Origin of the sequence: Actinocrispum sp. NPDC049592 (assembly GCF_040675465.1) — a bacterium.
Classification (GTDB): domain Bacteria; phylum Actinomycetota; class Actinomycetes; order Mycobacteriales; family Pseudonocardiaceae; genus Kibdelosporangium.
The window spans coordinates 95201-120852 of record NZ_JBFAPA010000025.1; the positions used below are offsets into that span (position 1 = coordinate 95201).

The window sequence follows — 25652 nt, forward strand, 5'->3', positions numbered from 1 at the left end:
ATCGGATGGAGCTGAAGTGGCTGTGCAGCGAACGGCGGTCAACCCGTGGACGTGGTCGGTGGCGTTGGGATACAACCAGGGCGAGGTCGTCGCCGGGCACACCCGGACCTTGTACTGCGCCGGGCAGACCGCGATGAGCGGCGACGGTGAACCGCAGCATCCCGGTGACATGGCGGCACAGTTGGCGTTGAGCCTCGACAATCTGGAGGCAGTTCTCGGCGAGGCCGGTATGTCCCTCGCGAACCTGGTGCGGCTCAACGTCTTCGCCACCGACGTGTACCTGTTGTTCCAGCACTACGGCTTGCTGGCAGCGCGGTTGGGCGCCGCCGGAGTGGCTCCGGCCACCACCATGCTCGGCGTGACCCGGCTAGCGATTCCTACTTTGATGGTCGAGCTTGAGGGGACGGCCGTCGCGTGAGCTAGCGCGCGTTTCAATGCTGTGAGTTGGTGTGATGCCGGGTGAGGGTCGTGTCGGCAGGACTGGAACCGCTGCTACCGGTGGGCAGGAAACCTGGACGCGCGCCGCCGTGGAGCAAACGACAACTGATCGACGGGATCCGCTGGTGGATCCGGGTCGGCGCGCCCTGGCGGGACATCCCGCCAGGGTATGACCCGACCCCGGCTCGGAGTCCGCCGAACGCATGGCCGCCTCCCCCCGCTCGTCAACTACTGTCTGTTGTGGACTGGTGGACGTTCGGTCCTTGTGCGGGCTGGTCACCCGACGCTGAATGGGTAGCCAGTGCGGGATCGATGAGGCCGAGCCAGGCGTCCTGGTCATCGGCCAGCGGGTGCCGCAGTGGAAGCGGCTCGAAATGGCAGGCGAACATCAAACCCGCGTCGCCGCCGGTCCCCGCGACCCGGTGAACCCAACGACCGGCCGCCTCGATAGGTGCCAGGACGTGGAAAAAGGTGGTGCGGCGGGGTTGGCCGGTGTCCGGGTGGGGTTTGTCCTCGGTGGTCAAGGGGCGGACGATCGTGAGCCCGCTCAACCCGGTTTCCTCCAGGGCTTCCCGGAGCACCGCCGCGGGAAGATCCTCGCCGGTGTGCACGCCGCCGGCCGGGACCTGCCAGCCGGCTTGGCGGATGCCGACGTGTTCGAAGATCAGGAGTTCGGGCCGGGGCCGTGGGCGGATGACGTAGGCCGCCACGCGGAGTCTAGGTTGGGGATCATGCGTGTGCTGTTCGCCGGTAGTGGGATCCATGGGCATTTGCTCCCGATGATGCCGTTGGCGCGGTCGTTCGGGTCGAATGGTCATGATGTCGGGGTGCTGACCAGCGCGCAGATCGGGGACCTGGTCGCGCCGGAGGGGTTCGACCTGCTCGCCACCACGGCCACGACCGCGGACTTCATCGCGGACACCCTCAGAGCGACGGGTGTCGACATGCGACGGAAGCCGGAAAACCACGGCGCGGCCTACGTTTTCGCAGGTAGCGCGGTCGACCTGACCGTGGATGAGGCCATGGCGCAGACCCGTGACTGGCGGCCGGACCTGATCGTCTACGAGATCTCCAACTTTGTCGGCCCGTTGGTAGCCGCCGCGTTGGGGGTACCGGCGGCGATGTTCGCCTACGGGCCACGCAGGCCGGACGCGTACACCGCCGCGATGGCGGACGTCGTGGCCAAACGGTATGCCGACCGCGGTCTGACCCCAGTTCCGCCCATCCGGTATCTCGACACGTGCCCGCCGTTGGTGAACTACGCGGACTGGCAGCCACCCGCCGAACGGCAGTTGCTGCGGCCGGAGGCCTACCGGCAGCCGTGGCGGACCGACCCGGTCGCCTTGCCGGAAAAGGGAGCCCGCCACAGGGTTCTGGTGTGCTTCGGGACCGTTTTCGCCGACCCGTCACGGTTGTCGCCGTTGCTGAGGGCGTTGACCGACCAGAACCTCGACGTGGTCGTCACTCTCGGGCTGGCGGCCCAGGACACCGAGTTCGACGTCGACCACACCCGCGTGCACTTCACGCCGTTCGCCCCGCTCGACGAGCTTCTGTCCGATGTGGACGTTGTCGTCACCCACGGTGGCGCAGGCACTACGCTCGGCGCGTTGGCACATGGCATTCCGCTTGTGGTTCTCCCGCGAGGAGCCGACCACCCCAGGCAGGCGGACCGAGTGACGCACGCCCAAGCAGGCATAACGCTGCACGGCGCCGAAGCCACCCAGGCCGCCGTCGCCGACGCAACCACCAGGTGTATCAACGATCCCCGGATCAAAGCGGGTATCGCCCGTGTGCACAAGGAGATCCAGGCCATGCCGTCCCCGGACGAAGTCGTCCAGATCCTGAGCGCGTAGACCATGTCGACCTACATGGGCCTGGCCTGGATCGACCTCGTGCCCGGCGCCAACCCTGAAACCGCACTGGCCGGATCGTCACTGCAAGCCGACGCACCCCTCGGCCTTGGCGGCAATCGGCACCGGATCGTGGCGGTCCTCGACTACGACTACTACCGGCTCCCCGACCTCGTACTGCGGCTGGCCGAAGGGAATGGCCTTGTCTCGCATGCCTTTCTGGCGTTGGACCACGACGAGTTCGGGGCGGAGCACGTAGTCCTCGATGTCCGCGACGGCCTCGTACACCGCGCCTACCACTACCTCGCCTATCCCCGGAACGAAGACGGTTCGTACTACACCGACGCCGAGCCTTGTTTGCTCAACGTGCCGGGAATAGCGCAACCGTCGGCGGTTGATCCTGGTGTTTTGGTAGACGGGCCGGTGGCGCGCCGCACGGTCGCCGACAGGTACGCCGTGCCAATCGCCGCGGTTGATCGTGCGGCGGACGCGGATGCGTTGGCGTATCAGGAGTGCGGCCTGGTCGGCGGTCCGTGCGACGCGTGGCGCACAGCGCTGGACCTCGCCTGGCCCATCGCAGCTACGGGCATTCCGGTGCGCCAGCCGAAAACCGGTGGCGCGGGTACGGAATGATGGTCAGCGATGTCCGTGCAACTTGCTTTCGGGGTGACAGCTGGAGCCGGGATGCGGTGCTGGCTGCCCATCTCCGGCGGGAAGGCCATGCCCCGGCCGGTCAACGAGCGGGCGGGCGCGCATCCGCCGGGTTCGCCCGTGGTGGTCGGCCCGGCCGACGCGGATCCCGAGGTGGTGCGGGAGGCGACCAGGCAGCTCGCCTCGCTGGTCGCCCTTGGGTCCGAAGTGGCCGCGGGGGCGGGTGTCGATCTGGGTGGCGGCTTTGTCTCGGCGCGGTTGGCCGGTGCTCACGGCGATCGGCGTGACGCGGTTCTCGCCGCCTTGAAGGTGCTGGGTATCGATCGCGCGGATCAGCTGGGTGACCGCAACAGCACGCTGGTGGCGCTGTTCGGGCCGTCGGCGACCAAACCGGTCGGCGCGGCCGCGAACGCGGCGATCGGTGAGGAGCGGTGGCCTGCGCTGCAGCTGGCGTCCGCCGCGTCGGACCTGCTGGGACCCGAACAGGTGGAACGCCTGCTCGCCCTGCGCGCCCCGGAGGGGATCGACCCGTTCCCGCGCGGCGCGGCGTCCACAGTGGCCGATCACCTGTCCCGGGTGCTGTCCGGGTATCGGCAGCCGCGGCGGCTGAACCTGATCATCAGCTTGTGGGATCACGTGTGCGCGCAGCTGGTCGAACGGGAACGCGTGGCCCGGCGGCCGTCGACGCAGACCCGGGAGGACCGGATCGACCGGCTGCGGGAACGCCACCAGGAGCATTTCGACGAGGCGATCATCCACCACATCGACGGGGCCCTCGGCGCCATCCCGGGGGTGGCCGCCGCGGCTCGCTGGCGGCCGCCGAAATGGTGGCCCGCACGGGATCTCGGGCATCTGCTGAGCGACGCCATCGCGGCGACCGCCTTGCTGCGGTTCGCCAGGACCTTGTCCGATGAGGGGCTCACGGTCGCCGTCGAGAAGCACTACAGCGAACTCGTCGCTGCCGACCAGTGCCTGCACGACCGGGACCGGACCGCGGCGGAACGCCGCTCCAAGATCTACAACCATCCGGCCCGGCCGGGCTGCTATGTCCACTACCTCTGCGAACACCTGCAGCCGGGCCAGCCGGTCAACTCACGGATCGCCACCGCCGTCACGGAACGGGCCGCGATGGCCCGCAACTATGGTGTTGTGGTCTTCGACGCGATCCGTTCGCTGATCAGCGAGCTGGAGACGTGGCTGCAGGACGACGGTCTGGAGTGGCGGGCCGAGCAGCTGCCGAAGTGGCGCGCGGCAACAGGGTTCTCGCGTGCGCCAGGCAGCTGGGAACAGCCGCCGCTGCCCGGCCCGCGCAGCGATGGCCAGGAGCCGACCCTCGCGCAGCGGATGGCCGCCGCTCCCGGCACCGACCCGGCCAAGGTCGAGACACCGCACGACCTGCTGTGGTTGGCCGACCTCGCCGACGCGTTGGCGCCCTTCTACGGCAACGAGTCCGCCAACGTGAAGCACGAGCCGCAGTTGCCCGCTCTGACCTACGACGCTCCCGTGCCCTGGCGTCCGGCCGGCTCGGTGCCGCTGATGGTCGCCGAGGCCGCCCAGCTGGTCGCGTTCGGCGCGAAACCGCCGCCGCGCTGCCGGAGCTGGGCCGAACTGATCGACGGGATCAGCGCGGACGCGGTGATCGCCGAGGCCAATGTGGGCAGCTTCCCGGTCCCCGCCGAGGTGTCCGATGTGCACGGGCAGACCGTTCCCGGCACCACGCTGACGGTCGAGCTGGGCCGCGACCCGAGGCAGCTGTCCGAATGGTCGGCCTACATGGGCAACTGCATCGGTGACACCTGGTATGCCGAGCTGGCCGACGACGGCCAGTGTGTCCTGATGGCCCTGCGCGACGCCGAGGGCCGCATCATGGCCAACCTCGACATCCGGCGCGGCTCGGGCGGGTGGCAGATCCACGAACTGCGGGCGCGGTTCAACGACCTCGTTCCCCCAGCGCGGGAAAAGCCCATCCAGCAATGGGTGCGCACCCTCCCGGTCGCCCGGCCGGCCCTGCCCGAGCCGATGGTCGCGGTGCCGCCGGTGCGGGCGCGGAGTGGTTCGGCCCGCCGTCCGACCGCGAGCCGGCTGCCCGCCGAGCTCACCAACGCCCTGGTTGCCGCGGTCGGCCGGGAGCTCGCGTCGGCGACCTCCGCGCTCCGCACGTACGCCGTACTTGCAGGCGGTCTCGGGCGCCCAGGTCAGCCCGCCGATTTCGACCCGGGTGCGGCGGTGATCGCGTTGAAGCGCGTCGGCCGGGCCCGGCACGTCGAACTGGTCGGCACGGCGGTGGACGGCGGGCTCGGCGCTTTGGTTCTGTGGCAGGCGACTCGCGTACGTCCGCTGGCCGCCGCGGTGGGCTCGCTCGATCCGCGGCTGCGCGACTACGGCCGTCTCCAGACGCTCACCACCCGCGAGCTTCTCCCCCGGACGCTGCGCGCGCTCGTGCGCAGCCCGGAGATCGCGCCGGCCTACGCCATGGACGTGGTGGCGCGGGATGTCCGCCGGGCCATGGGCGGGATCCTCGGCAGTGCGGCGCTGATCCGGTCGGTGGCCCGCAAGCCCTCGCCCGAGCTGGTGTGCGCGTTGGCGATCGCGGCCACCTGCGCCCGCCGGTCCACAATGGACGATGTGGTTCAGCTGGTGCCGAAGAAAAGGATCAAGGTTCCCGGTTTCCCGGCCAGCAAGCTGTTCGACGAGGACGGCCCGTGGCAGCAGGCCATGCCCGCGGCCGCCGAACTCGGTGTCCGGGTGGACCTGTTCGCGGACCGCATCGCCGAACACGGCCTGCTCATCCCGGCCGACCTGCTCGGCCGGGGTGGCTGGGCCGCCCTCTGGACCCGTGCGCATCGCCAATGAGCGCAGCGGTTACGGAGCCAGCAGCACGATCTTTCCCCGAGTGGCGCCGGATTCCAGTCGCAGGTGTGCCGAAGCGGCGTCAGGCAGGGGGAATCGCGAGTCGATGGGCACGGTGAACCGGCCCTCGGCCACACCGTCCAGCAGGGTGCGCAGGTCGGGCCGGGGGTCCCAGCCGTGTTTCTGCAGGTTGGTGAACTGGAAGCCGTGGATGGTCACGTTCTTGGGATAGAAGTCGCGGGTGTCGACGGTGCTGGGCGCCAGTGCGACGTTCGCCATCGCGGCGACCCGGCCGCCGTGGCCCACCGCGCGCAGGCTGTCGGCGAAGGCCTGGCCGCCCGCCAGGTCGAGCGCCACCTCGGCGCCGCGGCCGTCGGTCAGTTTGCGCACCTGCTCGACGATGTCGTCGCGATGCCGGTCGAGCACCTCGGCGGCGCCGAGATCGCGAACCCACGCGGCCTTCTCCGGCGACCCCACCACGGCGATCACCGAAGCCCCGGCGTCCCGCACGATCTGGATCGCGGCGCTACCGACACCGCTCGCCGCGGCATGCACGAGAACGACTTCGCCGGGCCGGACCTGAGCCAGTGTGTGCAGGCAGTGCCAGGCTGACAACCACGCGATCGGCATCGCCGCAGCGCTTTCGAAGCCGACGCCGTCCGCAACGGCCACCACCCTTTCGGCATCGACCGCGACGAGCTCCGCGTAGAAATCCTGCGATCCCCAGGCGACCACCCGGTCACCGACGGCGAATCGGTCCACATCGGACCCTACGGCCACCACCGTGCCCGCTCCCTCCGCGCCCGGCACCAACGGCAGCGGCGGCAACGTGTGGTACCGGCCGGACCGCAGCAGCAGGTCGGCCCGGTTCACCGACGCGGCAGCCAGCCGGATGAGCACCTGTCCCGGCGCCGGACCGGGATCTGGCGCATCGGCCCAGGTCAGCCGGTCCGCCGGGCCGAATTCGGTCAACGTGATCGCATGCACGAGCGCTCCTCCATGACACCAGTTGTAGTGGTGTCAGCATCCGACACCTGTAGTACCGGTGTCAACCGGTAGAGTGGTGGCATGAGCGATCCGAGGTTCCGGCTGACCGGTGGACGGGTGTGCCTGGACCTCGTGGCCACGCTGGGCCGCAGGCACGCTCCCGAGCAGGTGGAACGGGTGCCGGACGAGGCGACGTTCGCCGACTGGCTGGTCGCCGCCGGCCTGGCCACGAGCCCGCCCGACGTGCGGCCGGAAGACCTCGGCGCGGCCCGCGAACTACGCGAAGCCGTGCACCGGCTGGTCCGGGCCGCGATGACCGGCGGCGAGTTCGACCCGGCCGACACCGCCAGGATCAACGCGGCCGCCACCCATCCCGACCTGGCGCCGCAACTGGCGGGTCCCGGTCGCCTGGTGCTCGGACCGGCTGCACGACCGGTCGAAGCCGCGCTGGCGACCATCGCCCGCGACGCCGTGCACCTGCTGTCGGGCCCCCGCACCAACCGGATCAAGGAATGCGAACACCCCGACTGTTCGCTGCTGTTCTTCGACGACTCCCCACCCGGCCGCCGGCGGTGGTGCTCGATGGACCGCTGCGGCAACCTCGTGAAGATCGCCGGCTACCGGTCCCGCCGCTAACGGCTCCAGTCCCTCTGTCCGGCGTCTTTCGCCGCGGCGGGCCCGCATGCCACGGTCGCGAACCCGGCGGCAGCACCACAAGGAGATCGACCGATCTGGGCAATGTGATGGCGACAAAATCCTCCGCGCCGATGCCACGACACCGAGGGATTTCGCCAGCCGATTCGCCGCCGAATTCAGATCGCGCTACGAAACGACGTCATCCTGCCAGACAACCGCCCGAAATTTCGACGGACGACGGCGTCGAACAACGCCGGTATCGTCTTGAGTTTCCTCACGTGCCGTATCCCCCAGTGGCTAGGCCGCGGTGGAGTCCAGCAGATATCCTTTGCGCCAGACGGTGACGATCTCCAGGTTCACCGTCGCAATGCGCCTGCGCAGCCGCAGGATCCTCAGATCCAGGGCGTTGCGCCGCTCCCTGGCGTCGCCACCCCGGGTGAGCTTGGCCAGCTCGGACCGCGAGACGACGTTGCGGAAGTCGGCGACCAGCGGGTTCATCACCTCGGCCTCCGACATGGACAGTGCCAGCCATTTCTCGCCGACCCGCAGCACGTCGTTGTCGTCGATCTTCGGCACCTGTTCGATCAGGGCTCTCGACCGCAACGCCGCCGTCCGCGCGTTGAGATCCTGTTTGCTCACCGGCGGGCGGATCCAGTCCTCCAGCGTGTCGACGCACATTGGCGGCGACGCTCCCGCCTCAATTACCAACAGCCGCGGAATTCTCGAGATCTTGCAGCGTACGCGCATATCCTGATCGTGCGGCCAGCGTAGAAGTTTCACATCCACCGTTGACCCCCCAGCCAAGTGACGCATTCCTCCATTGACGGATAGCGGCTTAACCCTCCCCCGGCCAACGCTACACGAACTCACCGGAAGGGCGCCATTCTCGCGAAAAGATCACCGATGGTCAACTTTACGTTACCGTGCGGAAGCAGCGGGTATATCAAAGTCCGACATATCACCAATGCGCGATTTGAACTATTAGCGGCTCGGTCAGCGCACGCCGCACAGGGGCCGACCGAAGCCCCGGCCGGTCAGGCACCCTCCGCGGGACGCCCCCTGTAGTGTGAGGGAATGCAATATATTGGTCGGATGGACCGGGGGCTGCTGAGTGAGCAGGCCCTGGGGCTGATCCGGCGCGCGATCATCACGGGTGAGCTGCCGCCCGGCGAGGCGATCAAGGACATCGACCTGGCGAACCGGCTGGGTCTGTCCCGCACGCCGGTGCGCGAGGCGCTCGCACGGCTGACCGACGAGGGTCTGATCGAGACCAAGCCGCACAGCTACACCCGGGTCACCCCGCTGAACGCCCAAGCGGTGCGGGACGCACTCGAAGTCGTCCAGACCATGCACGCCCTGGCCACCCGCCTGGCCGTCCCGAAACTCATCGCGGTCCACCTCGACGCGATGCGCGCGGCCAACCTGCGTTTCACCGCCGCGGTCGAAAGCGGATCCGTGGAAGACGCCATGCAGTACGACGACGCGTTTCACGACGTTCTCGTCCAGGCCTGCGGAAATCACGCGGTCGCGGCCACCATTTACCGGTACACGCCATTGCTGCATAGAGCCGAACGGCTACAGTTCGGGTCCCCGCTGGGCCGCGACTCCGCCAGCATGCACGAACGAATCATCGCCGCCTGCGAGGCGGGCTATGGCGACCTGGCCGCCGCGCTCGCCGAGGAGAACTGGGCCAGTCTGTCCGCCCTGATGGACAAGGCAGAGTAACCCGTCATAGGTCTGGTCACTGTGCCGGCCGAACATATCGCCACCGGTCGGAAATGATTTCCACCCGGAAAGGTTCAGTCCCACCCACAGGTGGCCAACGTCCGCCATTCGGGGATCGACCCTGTGCGGCCCGGGCGATCGCGGATAAGTTCGATCTGGTCACCACGCTCATTGTGTCCGGAACTCCCATTCTGACGAAGAGAGCCATCATGTCTTCTTCTCGCCGGAAGTCCCTCGCAGTCGCGCCCCGCTAACCAGGAGACGAGTTTGTCCAGCTACGACTACATCGTTGTCGGCGCGGGCACCGCTGGGTGCGTGCTCGCGGCCCGTCTGAGTGAGAACCCGGAGGTGCGGGTTCTGCTGCTGGAGGCGGGACGGGCCGAACCGTACGAGAACACCGAGGTCCCAGGGGCGTGGGTGGGGTTGCTGACGGGGCCGGCGGCGTACCAGGACACCACGGTGCCCCAGACAGAACTGGGCCGCGCCGTGCCCTGGCCGCATGGCCGCGGTCTCGGAGGTTCGTCGAGCATCAACGGCATGGTCTTCGTCCGCGGCCACCGGTCGAGCTATGACGCCTGGGCCGCGAACGGCGCCAAGGGCTGGGGGTTCGACGATCTGCTGCCCTGGTTCAAGGCCAGTGAGTCCGCGGCGGACCGCGATCCGGCGGTCCGCGGCACTGAGGGCCCAATGGTCGTCCGTCCCGCCGCCACCCGGCACCCCGTGGCAGTCGCGGCTGTGGAAGCCGCTGTGTCCGTGGGACATCACCGCGCCGAAGACATCACCAGCGGGCTGGAGGACGGGTTCGGCTTCGTCGACCTGAACATCGTCGACGGCAAGCGGCTCAGCGCCGCGGACGCGTACCTGCGTCCGGCACTCCCCCGCCCGAACCTCACTGTCATCACCGATGCGCTGGCAACAGGTCTCGTGGTCGACGGCGGCCGGTGCACCGGCGTCACGTACACGATCGGCGGACAGCACCACCATGCCCAAAGCAGTCAGGAAACCGTGCTGGCCGCGGGCGCGATCGGTTCGGCGAAACTCCTGCTGCTGTCCGGGATCGGCCCGGCCGGCCAGCTGCGCGGCCTCGGCATCGACGTGCTGGCCGACCTGCCCGGTGTGGGCGCCAACCTGCAGGACCATCCGCTCTGCAGTGTGGTCTACGTGGCGCCCCGCGGGATCAGCCCGGGTCCGTACAACCACATCGAGGCGCTCGGCCTGTTGCGCAGCGACCCGTCCCTCGCCGCCCCGGACATCCAGGCGCTGGTGTTCGCGCCCCTCACCCTGGAGGAACAGACCGGCTTCATGTTCGCCGTCGGCCTGATGACCCCGTTCAGCCGGGGAACGCTGCGGCTGGCCGACGCCGACCCGGACACGATGACCTTGCTGGATCCCGCCTATCTCACCGACAGCCGCGATCTCGACGCGATGACCGCCGCGGTGCCCCTCGTGCGGGAGATCGGCGCGGCCGCCGCCCTGGATCCCTGGCGTGCCATGGAAGTGGCGCCCGGGCCCGAGGTGACCAGCCCGGCGGACCTCCAGGCCTTCCTGCGCGCGAACGTCCAGACCACGTACCACTACATCGGCACGTGCCGGATGGGCACGGACGACCTGGCCGTGGTCGACACCGAACTACGCGTCCGTGGCGTTGATGGGCTCCGGGTCGCCGACGCGTCCGTGATGCCGTCGCTGCCCTCGGCCAACACCAACGCGACCGTCTTCGCCATCGCCGAACGGGCGGCAGCACTGATCACCGGCCGCCAGCGGTAGGGACCCGTGTCACCGGCGTGATCTTCTCGATCAGCTCGGCCTTCAGTTCGCCTTGCGGGACAATCCATGGCGCGCCGGGCGACCGGTCCTCGTTGATCTTCCAGTCCCGGCAGACCCGCGGCACCTTCACCGGGAAGATCTCCAGGTCTCCGCCGGTCGTGATGTGCATCCGCAGGAAGCTCTTGTAGTCCTGGATGGACTGGCCGGCGAACGCCTCGTTCAGGTTGACTCCCCACCGGCTGGCGAGCAGCAGGTACAGGGCCACGATCTCGGCGTCGAGAAACCCGATCACGGCAAAGGTTCCCACGATGCCCACCACGCCGGTGACCCAGCCGTCGGCATGACCGTTGAGCCAGAACAGGAACCAGGCCCACAGACCGGCCAGCACCAGGTGGGCGGCCGCGTGAATGAGACCCGCGGCCGTCCGTGCTCCCCCGGGCGGACTGTACCGGGCGAACAGCACCCCCATCAGCACCACCAGGACGATCATGAACACCGCGGGGGCCCACACCGAGATCTCGCCGAACGCGCCGCCCGGATGGACGGTCAGTCCGATTTGGAGGAACAGCGCGAGCACGGTCTGCAGCACCGCGGTCAGTCCCCAGAAGCCGGGATTGGTCCACGGCAACCGGAAGATCCCGTTCGCCAGCGACTTCGACTCGGCTTCGGACGGGTAGGTCTCCCGCAGCACGATCGTCTCGACCGGATCGGGCTCCGGGATGCGAGTCTCCTTGGGCGGCAGCTCGATCGTCTTGTGCAGCCGGTGCGTCGCCGACAAGTACGCTCCGCCACCGCCACACGTGATCCGCTGGCAGGTGCCCTCGTACCGCGCGTAGTGGTGGGAGTCGCCGGACAGCATGACGCGGATGACGGCTCCGGCCGGCCGGACGATCTCGTGCTCGAAGAACTGGATGATGTCGTAGCCGCGATAGTTCTCCGGCGCGTGGGCCCACGTCGGAACCGGCGTGCACAGGATGACGGCGTCGCCTTCGCGCAGGTTTTTCGCGGCCTCGCGGAAGTATTCGAGCTGCGGCCCGTCGATGTACTGGTCGAACTGGGTGTCCACGGCGAACAGCCACCAGCGCTGCGGCAGCTCGATCGCGAAGTAGCTGCGGGACTGCTCGGTCTGCCACCCGCCGATGTTCCGCTGCTGGGCGAACGTCCGCAGGAACGACGTCAACCCGTCGTACCAGTCGTGGTTTCCGGGCAGGGCGAACAATCTCGGGTGATCCTCCGCCGCGGGTAAGGCCGCGCGGTACGGGCCCTTCGTGCGGTCCTCGTACGCCTCCGCGGACGCGGACGGGTAGACCTCGTCGCCGCCCATGATGAGAATCCGGCCGCGCGGCAACGTCTTCTCGTCCAGACGCAGCTCGGGCGCGGCGAGCAGGGACGCGATGGAGAAGGTGGCGTTGAAGCCGTCGCCGACGTCGGCGACGAAGTCGAACCACAGCTCCTCGCCGTCACACGAGTGCACCGTCGAAGGCAGGCCGCGCTGCAGCTCCCGTTTGTCCGCATAGGACCCGAAGATCCCGGCCAGCACCGACTTGATGCCGGTGGTGACCAGGACCGGCGGCATCAGCCAGCGAACCGGATCCTGGCGCTGGAAACTCAGTTCGGACATCTTGCGTGGTTGAGCGTGTGCCACCAGACCTCCACCGTCAGACGGGCGTTCACCTTATCCCGGCGGGGTGTCAGGACGGTCGGTATCGCCGTCGACCAACTTCCGCCTAAGTGAGGCGTTTGAGGTGCAGTACGGCAGGTCCGGTGGTCGTGAACGTGGTCGGTTCATCGTTGGCTACGGTCAATCGTTCGCCGGTGCTGGTGGACCGTGACGTGATGTCGTGCCAGCCGACCGCGTACGTGCCGCTCGCCACCGTCGCGGTGAACGTGCCGCCGCCGGGGTGCAGGATCAGGTACTCCGCGCCGGGATCGGCCAGCGCGTAACCGGTGGAGGTGAGATCCCCTCGGGGCATCATGCTGATGAGGTCGATCGTCTCCGCGTACCGCCGGGTGTCACCCATCGCGTGCCGGGCCGGCTCGAACGCGGCGAACGGCGGGGCGCCGGGCGACGGGTCACCGGCCGGATCGGTGCCGTCGATCAGGCCGTAGTCCATCAGGATCGGGTTGTGGCCACGCAGGAACGCCTTCCAGACCCACACCGGTTCGGCGTGCCCAGGGGCGACGTGGTCGGAGTCGGTGATCAGGACCTTCCGGCCGTCGGCCGCCGGTGGGTCCAGCCACCAGCGCGACACCGGGGCGCCGTCGCGGAAGAGGTCGTCGTCGAACCCGGGCGAGATCCAGTCGGCCGGCCCGTCGAACAGCGGCGCGTTGACCTTGGCCTGGTCGGGTACCGGGAACTGCATGGTCATGCCGACCGGGCGGGGCTGGTAGCCCTGCTGCCGCTCGTAGTCCTTGACGAACTCGATCACCCAGTACTGCCAGCCGGTCGAGTCGCCCCAGTCGGTTCCGGACGGAACCCCAAGCACAGCAGCCATCTCCGCGTCGGCGGCGCCGCCACCGGATGACTCGTTCGCGACCTCGTAGAGCACGTTGGGCAGGTCGTGCACGGTGTCGACGACCTGCCGCAGGTAGTCCTCCTGCAGCGCCTGGACGGCCGGGTCGAGCGGCAGGACCTGGTGGTCGAGAATCGAGGTGATCCCGACGCCGTTGATGTTGTTGGCCGCATGGAACGGGTGACCCTCGACGTTGTCCAGGGCCGGGCTCAGATGCAGCGCCCAGCCGTCGAACAACATCACCGCCACGTACATCCCGCGGTCCCCGGCGGCCTCGACCCGCTCCCGCAGCCGCCGGAAGTACGCCGGGTCGAACCGGGAGAGGTCGAACCTCCCGGAGTCGTCCCGGCGCCACGGCTGCGGGGTCATGTTCAGCTCGAACGCACCGCCCGCGGCCTGGGAACGGAAGTGCTCCCAGCGCCACAGCCGGATGAAGTTGTGCCCTCGCGCGGCCAGGAAATCCAGGTAGGCGCCGTAGTCCAGGTCCTTCGGCGCGGTCCCGGCGGGCCCCATGCCGTCGTGGAAGTTGTTCCAGATGTGCGAACCGGTCAGGTACACCGCCCGCTGGGCGCCGGAAAGTGGTGTGAGGTAACGCGGGTTGTCCGCCGAGACCGTCAGCGGGTCCATCGTCGACATGATTCCAGCCTTTCGTTGCCAGGACCGGGTCAGTGGCGGACCTGGTAGCGCAGGTGGGTCACGCCCTTGGCCTCGACGACCGACGGGGTGTCCAGCTCGACCGGGATCTTGTTCAGGCCGGCGAACAACGCGATCCCCTCGCCCAGCACCACCGGCACCAGATCGATCGCGATCACGTCGATCAGGCCCAGCTCAAGGCACTGCTGGGTGATGGTCGGCGTGGCGATGGCGACGTCACCGTCCCCGGCGAGTTCCTTGGCCTGCCGCACCGCGCTCTCGACGCCGTCGGTGACGAAGGTGAACGGCGCGTCCTCGCGCGGCCAGCCGTCCGGCACGCTGTGGGTCACGACGAAGACGTGCGCGCCCATCGGGTGCCTGCCGCCCCAGGCGTTGGTGAGCTCGAACAGTCTGCGCCCGCAGATCAGGGCGCTGACCGTGCCCGGCCGGAACACCTCGGCGCTCTCCTCGGAGATGTTCACCGTGATGTCGGGGTTCTCGGTCTCCACCTCGACGGGCCCGGCGCCGTACCAGGCGAAGACGTGGTCCACCTCGTCGTTCGGGCCGGCGACGTAGCCGTCGAGGGACATGGACATGTTGGCGACGACGTTTCCCATCGCAGGACTCCTTCGGTTGGTCGTTCGTGCTGGTAGAAGCCTGCTGCCCGGGGCGGGCCAGAACATCGGTCAGGTGGCCGAGGGCAGGCCCGGCCGGTGGCCGATGGCAGACTTGGCCCGCCATGACCACCGACGCGCCGAACAACCTGCCCGCCGAGCTGACCAGCTTCATCGGCAGGCAGTCCGAGCTCGCCGCCGTGCGGGCGTCGCTGGACGGCGAGCGGCTCGTGACCCTGACCGGGCCCGGCGGTGTCGGCAAGACCCGGCTCGCCGCGCAGGTCGCCGCCGCCGAGGTCGCGCACCGGCCGGGCGGGGTCTGGTGGGTCGAACTGGCCGCCGTCAACGATCACACGCAGGTCGCCGAGCTCGTCGCGGCGACGCTCGGAGTGCTGGTCGAACCCGTGCAGGGTCCCGTGCGGTCACTGGTCGCGCAGTTGCGGGACCGAAAGACCCTGATCTGCCTGGACAACTGTGAGCAGGTGCTCGACGGCGCCGCCGAGCTGGTCGCGGCGCTGCTGCGGTCGTGCCCGCAGGTCTCGGTGCTGACCACCAGCCGCGAGCCGCTCGCGGTGCCGGGCGAGGTGGTCTGGCGGGTGCCGCCGCTGGCCGCGGAAGAGGCGTTGCGGCTGTTCGTCGAGCGCGGCAGGCAGGTCCGGCAGCTGTTCGACCTGGACCAGGCGGGCGAGTCCGCCGCCCGGGTGATGTGCTCGCGGCTGGACGGGATCCCGCTGGCCATCGAGCTGGCCGCCGCCTGGCTGCGAACCCTTACCCCGCAACAGATCGAGCACGGCTTGGACGACCGGTTCGGCCTGCTCGTCCGCAGCCCCCGCGGTGTCGCCGCACGCCAGCAGACCCTGGTCGCGTCCATCGCCTGGAGCCATGACCTGCTGGACGAGCCGGACCGGGCGGTGTTCCGGCGCCTCGCGGTGTTTCCCGCCGGGTTCTCCCTGGACGCCGCGCAAGCTGTCTGCGCGGACGGCGTGATCGATGTGCTCGGCGCCTTGGGGCGGTTGGTGGACAAGTCTTTGGTTGTTGCGGAGACCCGCGGTGGTGCGTCCCGGTATCAGCTGCTGGAGACCATCCGTGAGTACGCCGCGGGCCGCTTGCGGGAGTCTGGCGAGGGGGACGCCACCCGCGACCGCCACCTTGATCATTTCCTCGCTGTCGCGGCCGGTGAGCCGCGGCCGGCCGAGGACCTGGACGCGTGGCGGACCCGGGTCGAGGGTGAGTACGAGAACCTGCGGGCGGCGCTCGAATGGGGTCTCGCCGCCGACGATCCGGGACCGGGCCGCCGTCTCGCTGCCGAGCTGGCGTGGTTGTGGCACCTGCATCGCCACGGGTACGAGGGAATCTCGTTCCTGCGGCGTGCGATCGACCTCGCGCCGGATGACCGCAGCCTGCTCCAGGCGCGGCTGCTCGCAGGGCTGGCGTTGGTCGCCGACACCACGAGCCCGCTCGACCTGGAGTACGACGTTGCCCAGCAGGCGCTCGAACTGGCGGCCGAGCACGGCGAGGAAAGCCTGCGTGCTGTGTGCTTGTCGCTGTCCGCGGTGGGCCGGTTCTACACCTCCTTCGAGGAGGCCTGGGAGCTGACCGAGCTCGCCATCTCCTCCGCCGAGGCCGCTGGCGACAAGCTGTTCCCGCACTCGATGCGGGCGCTGCAGGGCATGATCCGGCAGCTGCAGGACCGTCACGAGGAGGCCCGGGAGCTGCTGGAAGCCGCGGCCGAGGGCCTGCGCCACCGCCATCGCGGGATCGCGTCCACCACACTCGCGTCGTTGGCCAGCAGCGCCCTGGCGTGCGGACGTTTGAGCGAGTCCCGCCGGTTCGCCTCGGCGGCAATTGACCTCGCCGAACCTCTGAGCGACTACCTGCGCGTTGGTATCGCCCGTAGCGCTTTGTCGGCGGTCTGCGCTTTGTCGGGAGACCTGGACGCCGCTCTCGACGTGCTGCGGCCGCTGCTGGTGCTGACCGAGAACGCCGACCGCGCCGTGTTCGTCCCCGGTATGGCCGCCGCCCTCGGCCAAATCCACCTCGCCCAGGGCGACCTCGACTCGGCTCTGCGCTGGTTCGAACGCGACAAGCCCGGCACCGCCACCTATCTGGCCGCGCAGATCCAAGCGGGCTATGGGGAAGCGCTGCGGCGCGCGGGCCGGTCCGAGGACGCCCGCCGCGAACTCGACCAGGCCGCGGCCACCGCCCGTACCCTCGGCATGCCTCGCGCCCTCGCCGACGCTTTGGCGCAGCAGGCCTTCCTCGCCGACGACCTCAACCTGCACCACGAGGCCCTCACCATCCGCGCCGCCCACGGGCTGCGGGCGTTCCTGCCGGACAGCCTCGACGCCCTCGCCGCTTTCCTGCCACCACCCAACGCCGCCCGCGTCCTCGCCGCGAGTGCCGCCGCCCGCACATCCCTCGGCTGCCCACGCCGGGCCATCGACCAACCCGCCTACGACCACCTGCGCGACGACCTCGAACACACCCTCGGCCAAGCCTTCGCCGCCGAATGGGCGGCAGGCAGCGACCTTTCCCTCGACGACGCCGTCGCCTACGTCCGCCGCAGCCGAGGCGCCCGCAACCGCCCCACCGCCGGCTGGGACAGCCTCACCCCCACCGAACTGAAGGTGGCCCAACTCGCCGCGGCCGGCCTGAACAACCCCGAGATCGGCGCCCGCCTGTTCATGAGCCGAAGCACCGTCAAGACCCACCTTTCCCAGATCTACGCCAAACTCGGCGTCGCCAACCGCACCGAACTGGCCGCCCTCACTGTCCAGACCGGGTAGCGGCGGACCATTCGCCATTCACCGGCCATGCCTCAGGACAACCATTCCCACTTGATCGCATCGATCCGCTGTTGGTCGTTCGCCAGCCAGCCCCAGATCAGCTGCCCGACCTCGCTCACGGCATGGACCGTGGCGGCACGGTATCCGGCGTTTTCGGCTCCAGAATGGACTTCGACCAGATAGTTCGGTGTTCGGTGTCGCTGTTGCGGTACGTCTGGATGAAGGCCGACTGACCCCGCTACACGGCTCACCCGGCTCACCCAACGCCAATTGACCGAACCCCTCGCCGAGCATCCACTGTGGCCTGTGCTACTCCACTGATGCTATCCATCCCCGGTGGTGGTGCCCTGCCACCAGCACGGTGGTGCGCCGCGTGTAGACGTCCAGGACCCCCTGATAGCCGTGGCGAACCACAGATCGGTAGACGTGGTCGGATATCACCAGCACCATCGATTCCGCGACTTCCCGCAGTATCCGTTTGACCAACGGAGCATCAAGGAGCCGGAACGTTATGTCCAAGGCCTCACCAAAGCAGCCATGACCGTCGTAGTTCACTTCGCCGGCGTGCATGGCCGTGCGAAGTCGTAAGCGCTGGTCAGGCGCTTGAAGGTTGTGCATCCGCAGCGCACCGGCCAACACAGGTATGACTTTGGCCAGCAGAAGGGCTTTAGGAGCCTGGGGAACAGGATGAACCAGAACCAGGACTCCATCGCCACGGTCGATCAAGTTGTCGTGATGCCACGGCGCTATCCCGGCGTCTTGCAGAGCCTTTTCCACCATCTCATACATGAGTTCACGGAGTTTGGCCTTAACCGTATCGGCGCGGCTGGTCGAGTCCGCTATATCGAGCGCGATGATCGACCTGTGGTGCGGCAGATCGCAGGGCTGCTTCATTGGTTCCCTCGCTCTCCGGACTGCGAGAGTGCGCTCATCGCACTAAGTTGACAGCACTCTACCGCACGTGCAGATGCACGTGCAGATGCACGCGCATCAAGGCGGTCCAACCGGCCGTATCTCGCTCCAGGATCCGGTGCATCTCGCTGATGAACTCCGCGCCAACACCCGTGTCTACGCCCGCGCCGAAGGCTCCTGGCAGCTGGTTTCCGTGCAGGGCAACACGATCAGGTGCTGATTGGGAAGTCGCTGGCCGCAGGGTGCAGAAGTGACCAGGCGACGTCGTCGATCCCGTACGCGTGCTTGCGGCCCGGCAGCGATTCCCAGGCGCTGTCCCGGTCCCTGCCCTTGATCGACGCGGCCAGTTCCTGATCGGCCAGGCCGGCGAAACCGTGCACGGCGACCTGGCGGGCCGGGGTGTCGGTGTCGACAGCCCGCAGGTACGCCAATCCGAGCGCGGTGCGCGGATCCGGACCGTGGTAACCCTGCCGACGTTTCCCGAGGTACCAGGTCAGCGCGGGGACCACGACCCACCCGGCAAGCGCAAGCCCCAGCGAGGTCTGGTAAGCGCTGGTCCCGAAGTCACCCGCGCCCATCATCACGTACGTCAGCAATGCCAACGGCGCCAGTACGGCGTACGCACGGCCGGCCGGTTCCCACTGGCGCCGCGTCGAGCGGACCACCAGCCTGCGGTCGGCCAGGTGCCCGTACGCACTACCGAAGTGCAGCATGTGCAGACCGGTCCGACGACGAACCTCGGCGATCCCCATCCCACCGGCCTGCTTGATCACGTCGAGCACTGACGCACTGGTGAGGTCCAGGTCCCCGGTTCCGGTCGCGGTCAGCGTCCCGCCGCGGGCGGTGACGATGCCGCGGTCGACCAGGTCCATGACGGTCGCGTCGACCAGCCGCCCCGGCCCACCGCCGAGCATGCCGAGCAGCCGGGGTTCCGGCTCCAGGTCGACCGTCGCCAGCCGCTCCGGCCGGATCCGGGCGTCCGCGATCAGCGCCGCGAGCGGCCAGGCGATTCCGAGCAGGGCGGCAACGCCGTAGAGGATCCACAGGATGAACATCGGCCCCCCAGGTATCACTCCGGTTCGGCGGGGCGGTCCGCACCTGTCGTCGCGAGCGGTCGCTGGCTCCAGGCGACGTAGTGCCACGCGTTGCACCTCAAGCCTATCCGCCGATCCGTGCCCACGGGCTCGAATCTCATCTCCTTGTGCGCACGTCGCGTTCCCGCCAAGATCGCCCCACCCGGGCAGATCCGCACCGTCGCCATCAGCCCGCACATGCCACTCTGCTTTCCAGCGTGAGCACCGCGGGGAGGTAGGAATCCCGTCGACGGCCGGCTCGCTCACGAGCGGGGAGAGCCTTTCCCGGCAGGTTCGCCTGCGACAAATACGCCGTCGCCCGGCGCAGGACCTCGTTTGGACCCTGAAATCCCTGGCGATCTGCCTTTCGCGGTGTGTCCGTGTTAGGTCAGGCGTTGCCGGTGAGTAGGCCGGTGAAGAAGTCGACAATCGGGGGTCGCGTCCCGGCGGCACTGTGGCCCACGCCGGGGACCACGACCTGCTGGGTCGCTGTGCCGTGCCGGGTCAGGCTCTCGGCCAGCCGGTCGAGTCGCTCCGGCCGGCTGTGACCGGGCTCGCCCATGGCGGCCAGGTCGGCCCGCCCGTCGTCGTCTCCGCCGATGACCAGCAGCACCGGCACGCGGGCGACCGCACCGGGATCCACGGCGATCCCGAACCGCTGCTGGGTGTCGCCGGTGCCGTCCGGCCAGGCGAGGGAGTCGTCGAGCAGAGTCACGCCGCCGGGTGCGCTGACCGCGACGGCGGCAACCCGGTCCGGGTGGAGGTAGAGGAAGCGGTGCGCGAACTGGCCACCACCGGAGTGCCCGCACAGCAGCACGGTGTCGACGCGGGCGTTCCACCTGAACCGGACCTGCTCCAGGATGTCGAGCACCACCAGGTCGAACCGGATGCCGTGGGCGTCGACGACCTTGTAGTCGTGCACGTCGTCCGGATCGTCGATGCCGACCGGGAACAGTGGTGTCACGACGATCACGTTGTGGCGTTCCGCGAAGGGAATGAATCCCTCCCGCAGTTCTCCGACGCTGCGGCCGGTGCCGTGCACGGCCACCATCACGGACAGTTCGGCTTCGGGGGTCCAAGTCGTGGGCACGTAGAGGCAGTAGCTGCATCGAGGTTCGGTCGGAGCGACGAAGAACGGTGTGCGTTTGCTGAGCAGCCGCCTGCCGGGGTGCGTGACAGGCAGGTCCGCGACGCGGATCATGATCTCTCCCTTGGGGTTGCGGGCAACGATGGGCGTGACCAGCTCGCCGCGGCCTCAGCGATCGCCACGGCCGGCACCCTGCGCAGGTCGCCCGATCGGCATGCGGGCAAGTGGGACGTGGTGCTGTCCGGCGTGGATGTCGCGGTCGCGCAGCGAGCCCTGGCTGACCGGGCGGGGGAAGGAGATCTTCACGACGTTGAGCGACGGGATCCGGAACATCCGGACCGTCGTCTGCTCGACCCGGTAGAGCTCCGCGATCACGCGCTCGTTCAGAAAGGACTCGTCCGCGGCGATCCGGTAGCCCTCGGCGTCGCGCATGAACAGTTCCATGGTGACCCAGAACGGACCGGCGTTCTTGGAGCGGACCTCGTGGGCAAGGTCCCCGAGGGTGGTCTCAGGCACGGGTCTTCTCCCCCATCTCGGTCCGGAACAGGCTGGTGGGACTGGCGCAGTCGACGACGTGGTTCAGCACGAACTCGTACGCCGGACCGCGCTCGACCTCGGCGGGCGAGGTCGCGAACGCGAGGCTCGGCAGATAGTTCATCCGTGGTGTCGGGAGGTGCAGCATCAGCGGGTTGGCGATCTTGGCGACCGCCGTGGCGGTCGCCTGGTCGGGCGCGTTGACGAGCAGCATGACGCCGACCTCGCGCGGCGGCCCGTTCTCGGGTTCGAGGTCGTCCAGCACCGCGTTGTGGCCGTAGAGACGGAGGTCGAAGGCATACTCGTCGTCCGCCAGCTCCAGCGTCTGACCCACCCGCTGGGTGATCATCGTGCGCATCAGCCGCGCCCAGGCGTCGATGTCGGCGAGGATGAGCGGGTCCCGGATCGCGGTGAAGGACATGGTCTCGTAGCCGGTGGTCCGGGCGCCTTCCAGCTTGATCGTGTACTGGGCGGCGACGTGGAACGCCGACCCCTCGACGCGGACGATCCGGTCGTCGATGGCGGTGTACCGCGCGTCGCGAACGTCAAGGGTGCCAGCGGGTTCCCGCATCTCGAACGGGTTGGCGGTCTCGTAGAGCATGTGCGCGGCCACCGAGATCGGCGTGCAGGACACCGTGGGATCGAGCGGCTCGATGGTGAAGCCGCCGGCGTCGATGGTGGCCAGGACCCCGCCCGCGCGCGGGTTGCTGGTGCACTGGCCACCGCACTCGACGATCTTGGCGGCGTGCCACGACGGACCGGCCGGCATCCCCATCATGAGCGGGTACGCGGCGGCCACCGCGGTGTCGGTGGCGCGGCCGGCGAGCACGACCTGGGCACCGGCGCGCAGCGCCTCGACGATCGGTTCGTGCCCCATCGCTCCGACGATGTGGGCACAGCTCTCGAGGGTCTCGGCCCGCAACTCCCCCAACGGTGGCAGCGGGTGGATCCGGCCCGCGTCGAGGTGTTCCTTCAGGCCGGCCGCGTCCTGCTCGCTGTAGATCCTCGCGACCTTCAGCTCCAGGCCCTCCTCGGCCATCACCCCGGCGGCGATCTCGGCGACCCAGTCGACACCGCTGTCGGTCCCGCTCGTGCCGCAGGAGCCCACGATCACGGGTATGCCCGCGCCGGCGGCGGCCGTCAGCAGGCTGCGCAGGTCACGAGCCACCGCCTTGGCCGTCGTCTTGGGTGTCGCGGACCCGAGGTAGTAGGGGCCGGAGTCAGTGGATCCGGCGTCGATGCTGATGACGTCGGCACCCAGTGCGATGCCGCGCTCGATCGTCGCGTGGTCCCACCCGGCGCCGAGCATGCCGCTCGGCGAGAGGATCCGGACCGACGTGACCGGTTGGCTGTGCATGTCCCTCTTTCTGTGCGTGTCAGTTCACCTTGAACCGTGCTCGGCCTTCCAGCGCCGCAACGAGTTCCTCGGCACCTCGACGGCCCGCGGCGGCTCGCGCCTCTGCCGTTTGCCCAGCCAGGTGGGAGTAGACGACGATGCCGTCCACGCCGCGGAGCGGGCTGCCGGGCGAAAGCGGCTCCTCGCGCACGACGTCCAGTGCGGCGCCGGCGATCTCTCCCGACCGCACGGCCGCGACGAGCGCGTCCTCGTCGACGATCGGGCCACGTGCGGTGTTGACCAGCAACGCCGTCGGCTTCATCAGCTTGAACGCCGACTCGTCCAGCACGCCCCTGGTCCGTTCGGTGAGGGCGGTGTGCACCGAGACGTAGTCGGAGGTGGCCAGCAGCTCGGGCAGTGCCACGAACCGGACCGCGGGATCGCTCCGCAGCTGTTCCGGCACACCGGTGGTGCAGACGACACGCATGCCGAACGCACATGCCAATGGCACCACCGCCCGTGCCGATGCCCCGTAACCGATCAGGCCGAGCGTCGCGCCACGCAGCTCGTGTCCGTCCTCGCGTGGCCAGCCGCCCCGTGCCACGCCTTGCGCGGACTGCACGAGACGCCGGGCTCCGGCGAGCAGCAGACCGACTGTGTACTCCGCCACGGCGTTGGCATTGATACCGGGCAGATTGCTCACGGTGATGCCGAGCCGCGCCGCGGCGGCGACATCGATCGAGTCGTAGCCCACGCCTGTTCGCACGATGACGCGCAGCTGTGATGCGCCGGCGAGGATGCCGGCCGTCAGCGGTTCGTTGGCGACCAACGCCGCCTCGACCCCGGCGAGGGCCGCCGCGAGCCGGCTCGGATCACGCCGGCCGGCCATGGGCAGGTGCAGGGTCCGCAGCCCGGAACGTCTCAGGAACAGGTCGACATCGTCGCCGGGACGCAGGTAGTCCGTGGTGATCAGGACGCGGGGCACGGAGGTCGTCACAGCGCGCGGCTCACGGAAGACCGTCGCTGCAAGGCATTGACGCGGGCGACCACCAGCACGGCGAGCAGCGCGATGACCGCGACGTCGAGCAGCAGCAGCGACCAGCCCGTCAGGTCGACCATGCCGCCGACCAGGGCCGGTCCGAGAAAGCCGCCACTCACCCACCCGACGGTGTAGAGCCCGGTGTAGGTTCCGACCACACGGTCGGACGGCGCGAGGTTCCACAGCACGACGACCGCGTTGACCAGGAACGAGGACGCACCGGCCGCCGCCACGCAGAGGGCGATGACGGCACCAGTGGGCGTCTGCACAACGGTGCCGAGCACCATTCCGGCCGCGAACACCGTCATCCCGACCGTCATCACCCGCAGCCGGCCGAAACGCTCGGCGAGCCTCGCCACCGGGTATGCGGCCACGATGAACGCCACTCCGCTGGGCAGCGTCAGGCCACCCGCCTCGCCGCGGGACATGCCCAGCGTCTCCATGCCGTACGGCGTCATGAGCGCCCGCGAGGCGGCCCACGCGCCCCCGAAAAGCAGGATCGACACGAGCAACAGCAACCTGCTGCGGTCCGCGTCTCTCGCGATGTCGAGCACTGAGTCCCGGACTCGCACGCCGGGCGCTTCCTGGTCGCGTTCCGCGTGATCCTCATCGAGGGCGGTCCGGTAGGCCGGTGACCGGTTGTCCCGCACCTTCGCGGCGAGCACCGCCAAGGACGTCATCATCAGGATCGCGGGAATCGCGAACGACAACTTCGGATGATCGTCGATCAGGAAGATGCTGATCAGCGCCGCGACCATCACGGTGAGGCTCGACGCGATCTTGACGACGGCGTTCGCCCGGCTTCGCCGCTCGGGCGGGACGAAGTCCGGCAGGAGGGACTCGGCGATCGGCTTGAACGAGTTCGCGACCAGCGCGTAGCCGAACATCACCAGGATCAGCAGCGGCAACGAGGCCGCCACGTGCGGGATGGCGAGGAACAGCAGCGCCGCCAACGGCATTCCGGCGACCAGATAAGGGATGCGCCTGCCCCATGAGGTGCGGGTGCGATCCGACCGGTTGCCCATCCACGGCTGGATGAAGATGCCGAGCACGTTGTCCATCCCCATCAGCAAGCCGACAACCGCGGCACTACCGATGTGCTCACGGAGCAACGGCGGAACCTGCGAGTCGTAGAGGTTCCACGTTGACTCCTGCGCGAAGACCGCCAGGGCCACGAAGAACGTGATCCGCCCCGTTCGCACGCGCTGCGCGCTTGACGTCGTCGTCATACGGCACCTTCCCTGTAGCCACCGCCGGTGCGGCGACCATCAAGGTACTTTTGCTATAGCAAGAAGGTCAAGAGTTTCATATTGCTTTTGCCATGGCCACTAGAGTGATGCCATGGCGAGTGAGACGTTGAAGGGCCTGGTGGCCGACACGCTGGCCGACCGCGCGTACCGGGCGATCCGCGACGCGATCACGACCGGCGAGCTCCGGCCGGGACAGAAGGTCACCGAACGCGGGCTCGCCGAGCGGCTGTCAGTGAGCCCGACGCCGGTGCGCGAGGCCATCCGGCGCCTCGAGCAGGACGGCCTGCTCGACCGGACCGGACCGCGGACCGTGCAGGTGGCGGCCTTCCAGGACACCGCGATACAGGACCTCGCCGAGGTCGAGGTGGCCCTTCGTGGGATGGTGGCCCGCTTCGCCGCGCGGCACGCGACCCCGGCCCAGCTGGACCATCTGGACGCAGTTCTCGACGAAGCCGACGACTTGCTGATCGTCATCAAACAACGCCAGCAGGCCGGGCAGCAGGTATCCCGGCACCTGGACCGGCTGCTCGATGCCATGCAACGCTTCAACGAAGTGGTCGAGTCGTGCGCCCACAACCCGGTCCTCGTTCGCCTGCTCGGCCAGACTCGGGTGTTCTCCGGACCGGAACGGCGGGCCAGGCTGATCGAACGGATCAGCAAGGACGACATGTTCGGCATGGAGCGCTACGGCAGCCATCGTGCGCTTGTCCGCGCACTGCGCGTGGGCGACTCGGCGACAGCGGAGTCGCTCGTCATCGAGGACGTCCGAGGCGGGCTGGGAGATCTCCTGGCCGCACCCACCACACCGGCTTCCGTCGCGCGGACCTGAGCGGTCACCTGATGGGAGGCGGGCCACCTCGGCCACCCGTTCCACCGGGGCGTCCGCGAACACCTTCCGCGCAGCGCCGAGGATGCGGGCGATGCTCTGCTGAGCGTCGGCTCGCACCCGTCGCGACCGGACCACCTCGGTC

The 25652-nt window shown here is 69.0% G+C and carries 23 protein-coding genes and 1 pseudogene; 11 read left to right on the top strand and 13 right to left on the bottom strand.

Annotated features, from left to right (window positions below; genetic code table 11):
• The first annotated feature begins 22 nt into the window (after positions 1-22).
• Positions 23-418, top strand: a complete 396-nt coding sequence (locus AB0J95_RS45385; protein ID WP_364772413.1) for a RidA family protein — start codon at positions 23-25, stop codon at positions 416-418.
• Between the two features lie 50 nt (positions 419-468).
• A pseudogene (locus tag AB0J95_RS45390) lies at positions 469-603 on the top strand (transposase); the annotation flags it as partial.
• Positions 604-662: 59 nt separating this feature from the next.
• Here AB0J95_RS45390 and AB0J95_RS45395 read toward each other — a convergent pair.
• Positions 663-1148 carry an NUDIX domain-containing protein gene (locus AB0J95_RS45395; RefSeq protein WP_364772165.1) on the bottom strand — a complete coding sequence of 162 codons (486 nt, stop codon included), beginning with the start codon at positions 1146-1148 and terminating at the stop codon, positions 663-665.
• A 21-nt stretch (positions 1149-1169) separates the two neighbouring features.
• On the opposite strand from AB0J95_RS45395, the gene AB0J95_RS45400 reads away from it, so the two are divergent.
• Genes AB0J95_RS45400 through AB0J95_RS45410 form a run of 3 tightly spaced genes read left to right on the top strand, consistent with a single transcriptional unit; the run spans position 1170 to position 5792 of the window.
• Complete coding sequence (locus AB0J95_RS45400; RefSeq protein WP_364772168.1) at positions 1170-2291, top strand: glycosyltransferase; 1122 nt, start codon at positions 1170-1172, stop codon at positions 2289-2291.
• Positions 2292-2294: 3 nt separating this feature from the next.
• Positions 2295-2921: a hypothetical protein gene (locus tag AB0J95_RS45405; RefSeq protein WP_364772170.1), complete on the top strand. Its 627-nt coding sequence runs from the start codon at positions 2295-2297 to the stop codon at positions 2919-2921.
• Between the two features lie 9 nt (positions 2922-2930).
• The gene (locus tag AB0J95_RS45410) at positions 2931-5792 is read left to right on the top strand and encodes a hypothetical protein (RefSeq protein WP_364772173.1); all 2862 of its coding nucleotides are present in this window, start codon (positions 2931-2933) and stop codon (positions 5790-5792) included.
• 9 nt (positions 5793-5801) lie between these two features.
• Here the strand turns inward: AB0J95_RS45410 and AB0J95_RS45415 are convergent, their stop codons facing one another.
• Positions 5802-6776: a zinc-binding dehydrogenase gene (locus tag AB0J95_RS45415; RefSeq protein ID WP_364772176.1), complete on the bottom strand. Its 975-nt coding sequence runs from the start codon at positions 6774-6776 to the stop codon at positions 5802-5804.
• 81 nt (positions 6777-6857) lie between these two features.
• Here AB0J95_RS45415 and AB0J95_RS45420 point away from each other — a divergent pair, with 81 nt between their 5' ends.
• The gene (locus AB0J95_RS45420; RefSeq protein WP_364772179.1) at positions 6858-7412 is read left to right on the top strand and encodes an ABATE domain-containing protein; all 555 of its coding nucleotides are present in this window, start codon (positions 6858-6860) and stop codon (positions 7410-7412) included.
• Between the two features lie 297 nt (positions 7413-7709).
• On the opposite strand, the gene AB0J95_RS45425 is transcribed toward AB0J95_RS45420, so the two are convergent.
• A complete protein-coding gene (locus AB0J95_RS45425; protein ID WP_364772181.1) occupies positions 7710-8090 on the bottom strand; it encodes a winged helix-turn-helix domain-containing protein in 381 nt (126 codons plus the stop codon).
• Between the two features lie 414 nt (positions 8091-8504).
• On the opposite strand from AB0J95_RS45425, the gene AB0J95_RS45430 reads away from it, so the two are divergent.
• Positions 8505-9137 carry a GntR family transcriptional regulator gene (locus AB0J95_RS45430; protein WP_364772183.1) on the top strand — a complete coding sequence of 211 codons (633 nt, stop codon included), beginning with the start codon at positions 8505-8507 and terminating at the stop codon, positions 9135-9137.
• 267 nt (positions 9138-9404) lie between these two features.
• Complete coding sequence (locus AB0J95_RS45435; protein ID WP_364772185.1) at positions 9405-10904, top strand: GMC family oxidoreductase N-terminal domain-containing protein; 1500 nt, start codon at positions 9405-9407, stop codon at positions 10902-10904.
• On the opposite strand, the gene AB0J95_RS45440 is transcribed toward AB0J95_RS45435, so the two are convergent.
• The 3 genes from AB0J95_RS45440 to AB0J95_RS45450 form a co-directional block, all read right to left on the bottom strand.
• Positions 10885-12525, bottom strand: coding sequence for a metallophosphoesterase (locus tag AB0J95_RS45440; protein WP_364772188.1), 1641 nt, complete (start codon positions 12523-12525; stop codon positions 10885-10887). The two genes, AB0J95_RS45435 and AB0J95_RS45440, sit on opposite strands and share 20 nt — an antisense overlap.
• Before the next feature lie 106 nt (positions 12526-12631).
• Positions 12632-14053, bottom strand: coding sequence for a hypothetical protein (locus AB0J95_RS45445; RefSeq protein ID WP_364772190.1), 1422 nt, complete (start codon positions 14051-14053; stop codon positions 12632-12634).
• A 29-nt stretch (positions 14054-14082) separates the two neighbouring features.
• Positions 14083-14667 (bottom strand): deaminase, encoded by a 585-nt coding sequence (locus AB0J95_RS45450; protein WP_364772191.1) that lies wholly within the window; start codon positions 14665-14667, stop codon positions 14083-14085.
• A gap of 122 nt (positions 14668-14789) precedes the next feature.
• Between AB0J95_RS45450 and AB0J95_RS45455 the strand changes: the two genes are divergently transcribed.
• Entirely contained in the window at positions 14790-17450 is a 2661-nt protein-coding gene (locus AB0J95_RS45455; RefSeq protein WP_364772193.1) for a LuxR C-terminal-related transcriptional regulator, read from the top strand.
• A 309-nt stretch (positions 17451-17759) separates the two neighbouring features.
• Here AB0J95_RS45455 and AB0J95_RS45460 read toward each other — a convergent pair whose 3' ends face one another.
• Positions 17760-18344 carry a hypothetical protein gene (locus AB0J95_RS45460; RefSeq protein WP_364772196.1) on the bottom strand — a complete coding sequence of 195 codons (585 nt, stop codon included), beginning with the start codon at positions 18342-18344 and terminating at the stop codon, positions 17760-17762.
• A gap of 67 nt (positions 18345-18411) precedes the next feature.
• Here AB0J95_RS45460 and AB0J95_RS45465 point away from each other — a divergent pair, with 67 nt between their 5' ends.
• Positions 18412-18582: a hypothetical protein gene (locus AB0J95_RS45465; RefSeq protein ID WP_364772199.1), complete on the top strand. Its 171-nt coding sequence runs from the start codon at positions 18412-18414 to the stop codon at positions 18580-18582.
• Here the strand turns inward: AB0J95_RS45465 and AB0J95_RS45470 are convergent.
• From AB0J95_RS45470 to AB0J95_RS45495, 6 genes are all read right to left on the bottom strand, one after another.
• Positions 18572-19417 carry a hypothetical protein gene (locus AB0J95_RS45470; protein WP_364772201.1) on the bottom strand — a complete coding sequence of 282 codons (846 nt, stop codon included), beginning with the start codon at positions 19415-19417 and terminating at the stop codon, positions 18572-18574. The two genes, AB0J95_RS45465 and AB0J95_RS45470, sit on opposite strands and share 11 nt — an antisense overlap.
• 406 nt (positions 19418-19823) lie before the next feature.
• Entirely contained in the window at positions 19824-20636 is an 813-nt protein-coding gene (locus AB0J95_RS45475) for an alpha/beta hydrolase (protein ID WP_364772204.1), read from the bottom strand.
• 54 nt (positions 20637-20690) lie between these two features.
• Positions 20691-21038, bottom strand: a complete 348-nt coding sequence (locus AB0J95_RS45480) for a DUF4387 domain-containing protein (RefSeq protein WP_364772207.1) — start codon at positions 21036-21038, stop codon at positions 20691-20693.
• Positions 21031-22413 (bottom strand): acyclic terpene utilization AtuA family protein, encoded by a 1383-nt coding sequence (locus AB0J95_RS45485; RefSeq protein WP_364772210.1) that lies wholly within the window; start codon positions 22411-22413, stop codon positions 21031-21033. Before AB0J95_RS45485 ends, AB0J95_RS45480 begins: the two co-directional genes overlap by 8 nt.
• Positions 22414-22432: 19 nt before the next feature.
• Positions 22433-23389 carry an NAD(P)-dependent oxidoreductase gene (locus AB0J95_RS45490; protein WP_364772212.1) on the bottom strand — a complete coding sequence of 319 codons (957 nt, stop codon included), beginning with the start codon at positions 23387-23389 and terminating at the stop codon, positions 22433-22435.
• Positions 23386-24660, bottom strand: coding sequence for an MFS transporter (locus AB0J95_RS45495; RefSeq protein ID WP_364772214.1), 1275 nt, complete (start codon positions 24658-24660; stop codon positions 23386-23388). The genes AB0J95_RS45490 and AB0J95_RS45495 overlap by 4 nt, the downstream gene beginning before the upstream one ends.
• Positions 24661-24772: 112 nt before the next feature.
• Between AB0J95_RS45495 and AB0J95_RS45500 the strand changes: the two genes are divergently transcribed.
• Positions 24773-25510 (top strand): GntR family transcriptional regulator, encoded by a 738-nt coding sequence (locus AB0J95_RS45500; RefSeq protein ID WP_364772217.1) that lies wholly within the window; start codon positions 24773-24775, stop codon positions 25508-25510.
• Positions 25511-25652 lie beyond the last annotated feature (142 nt).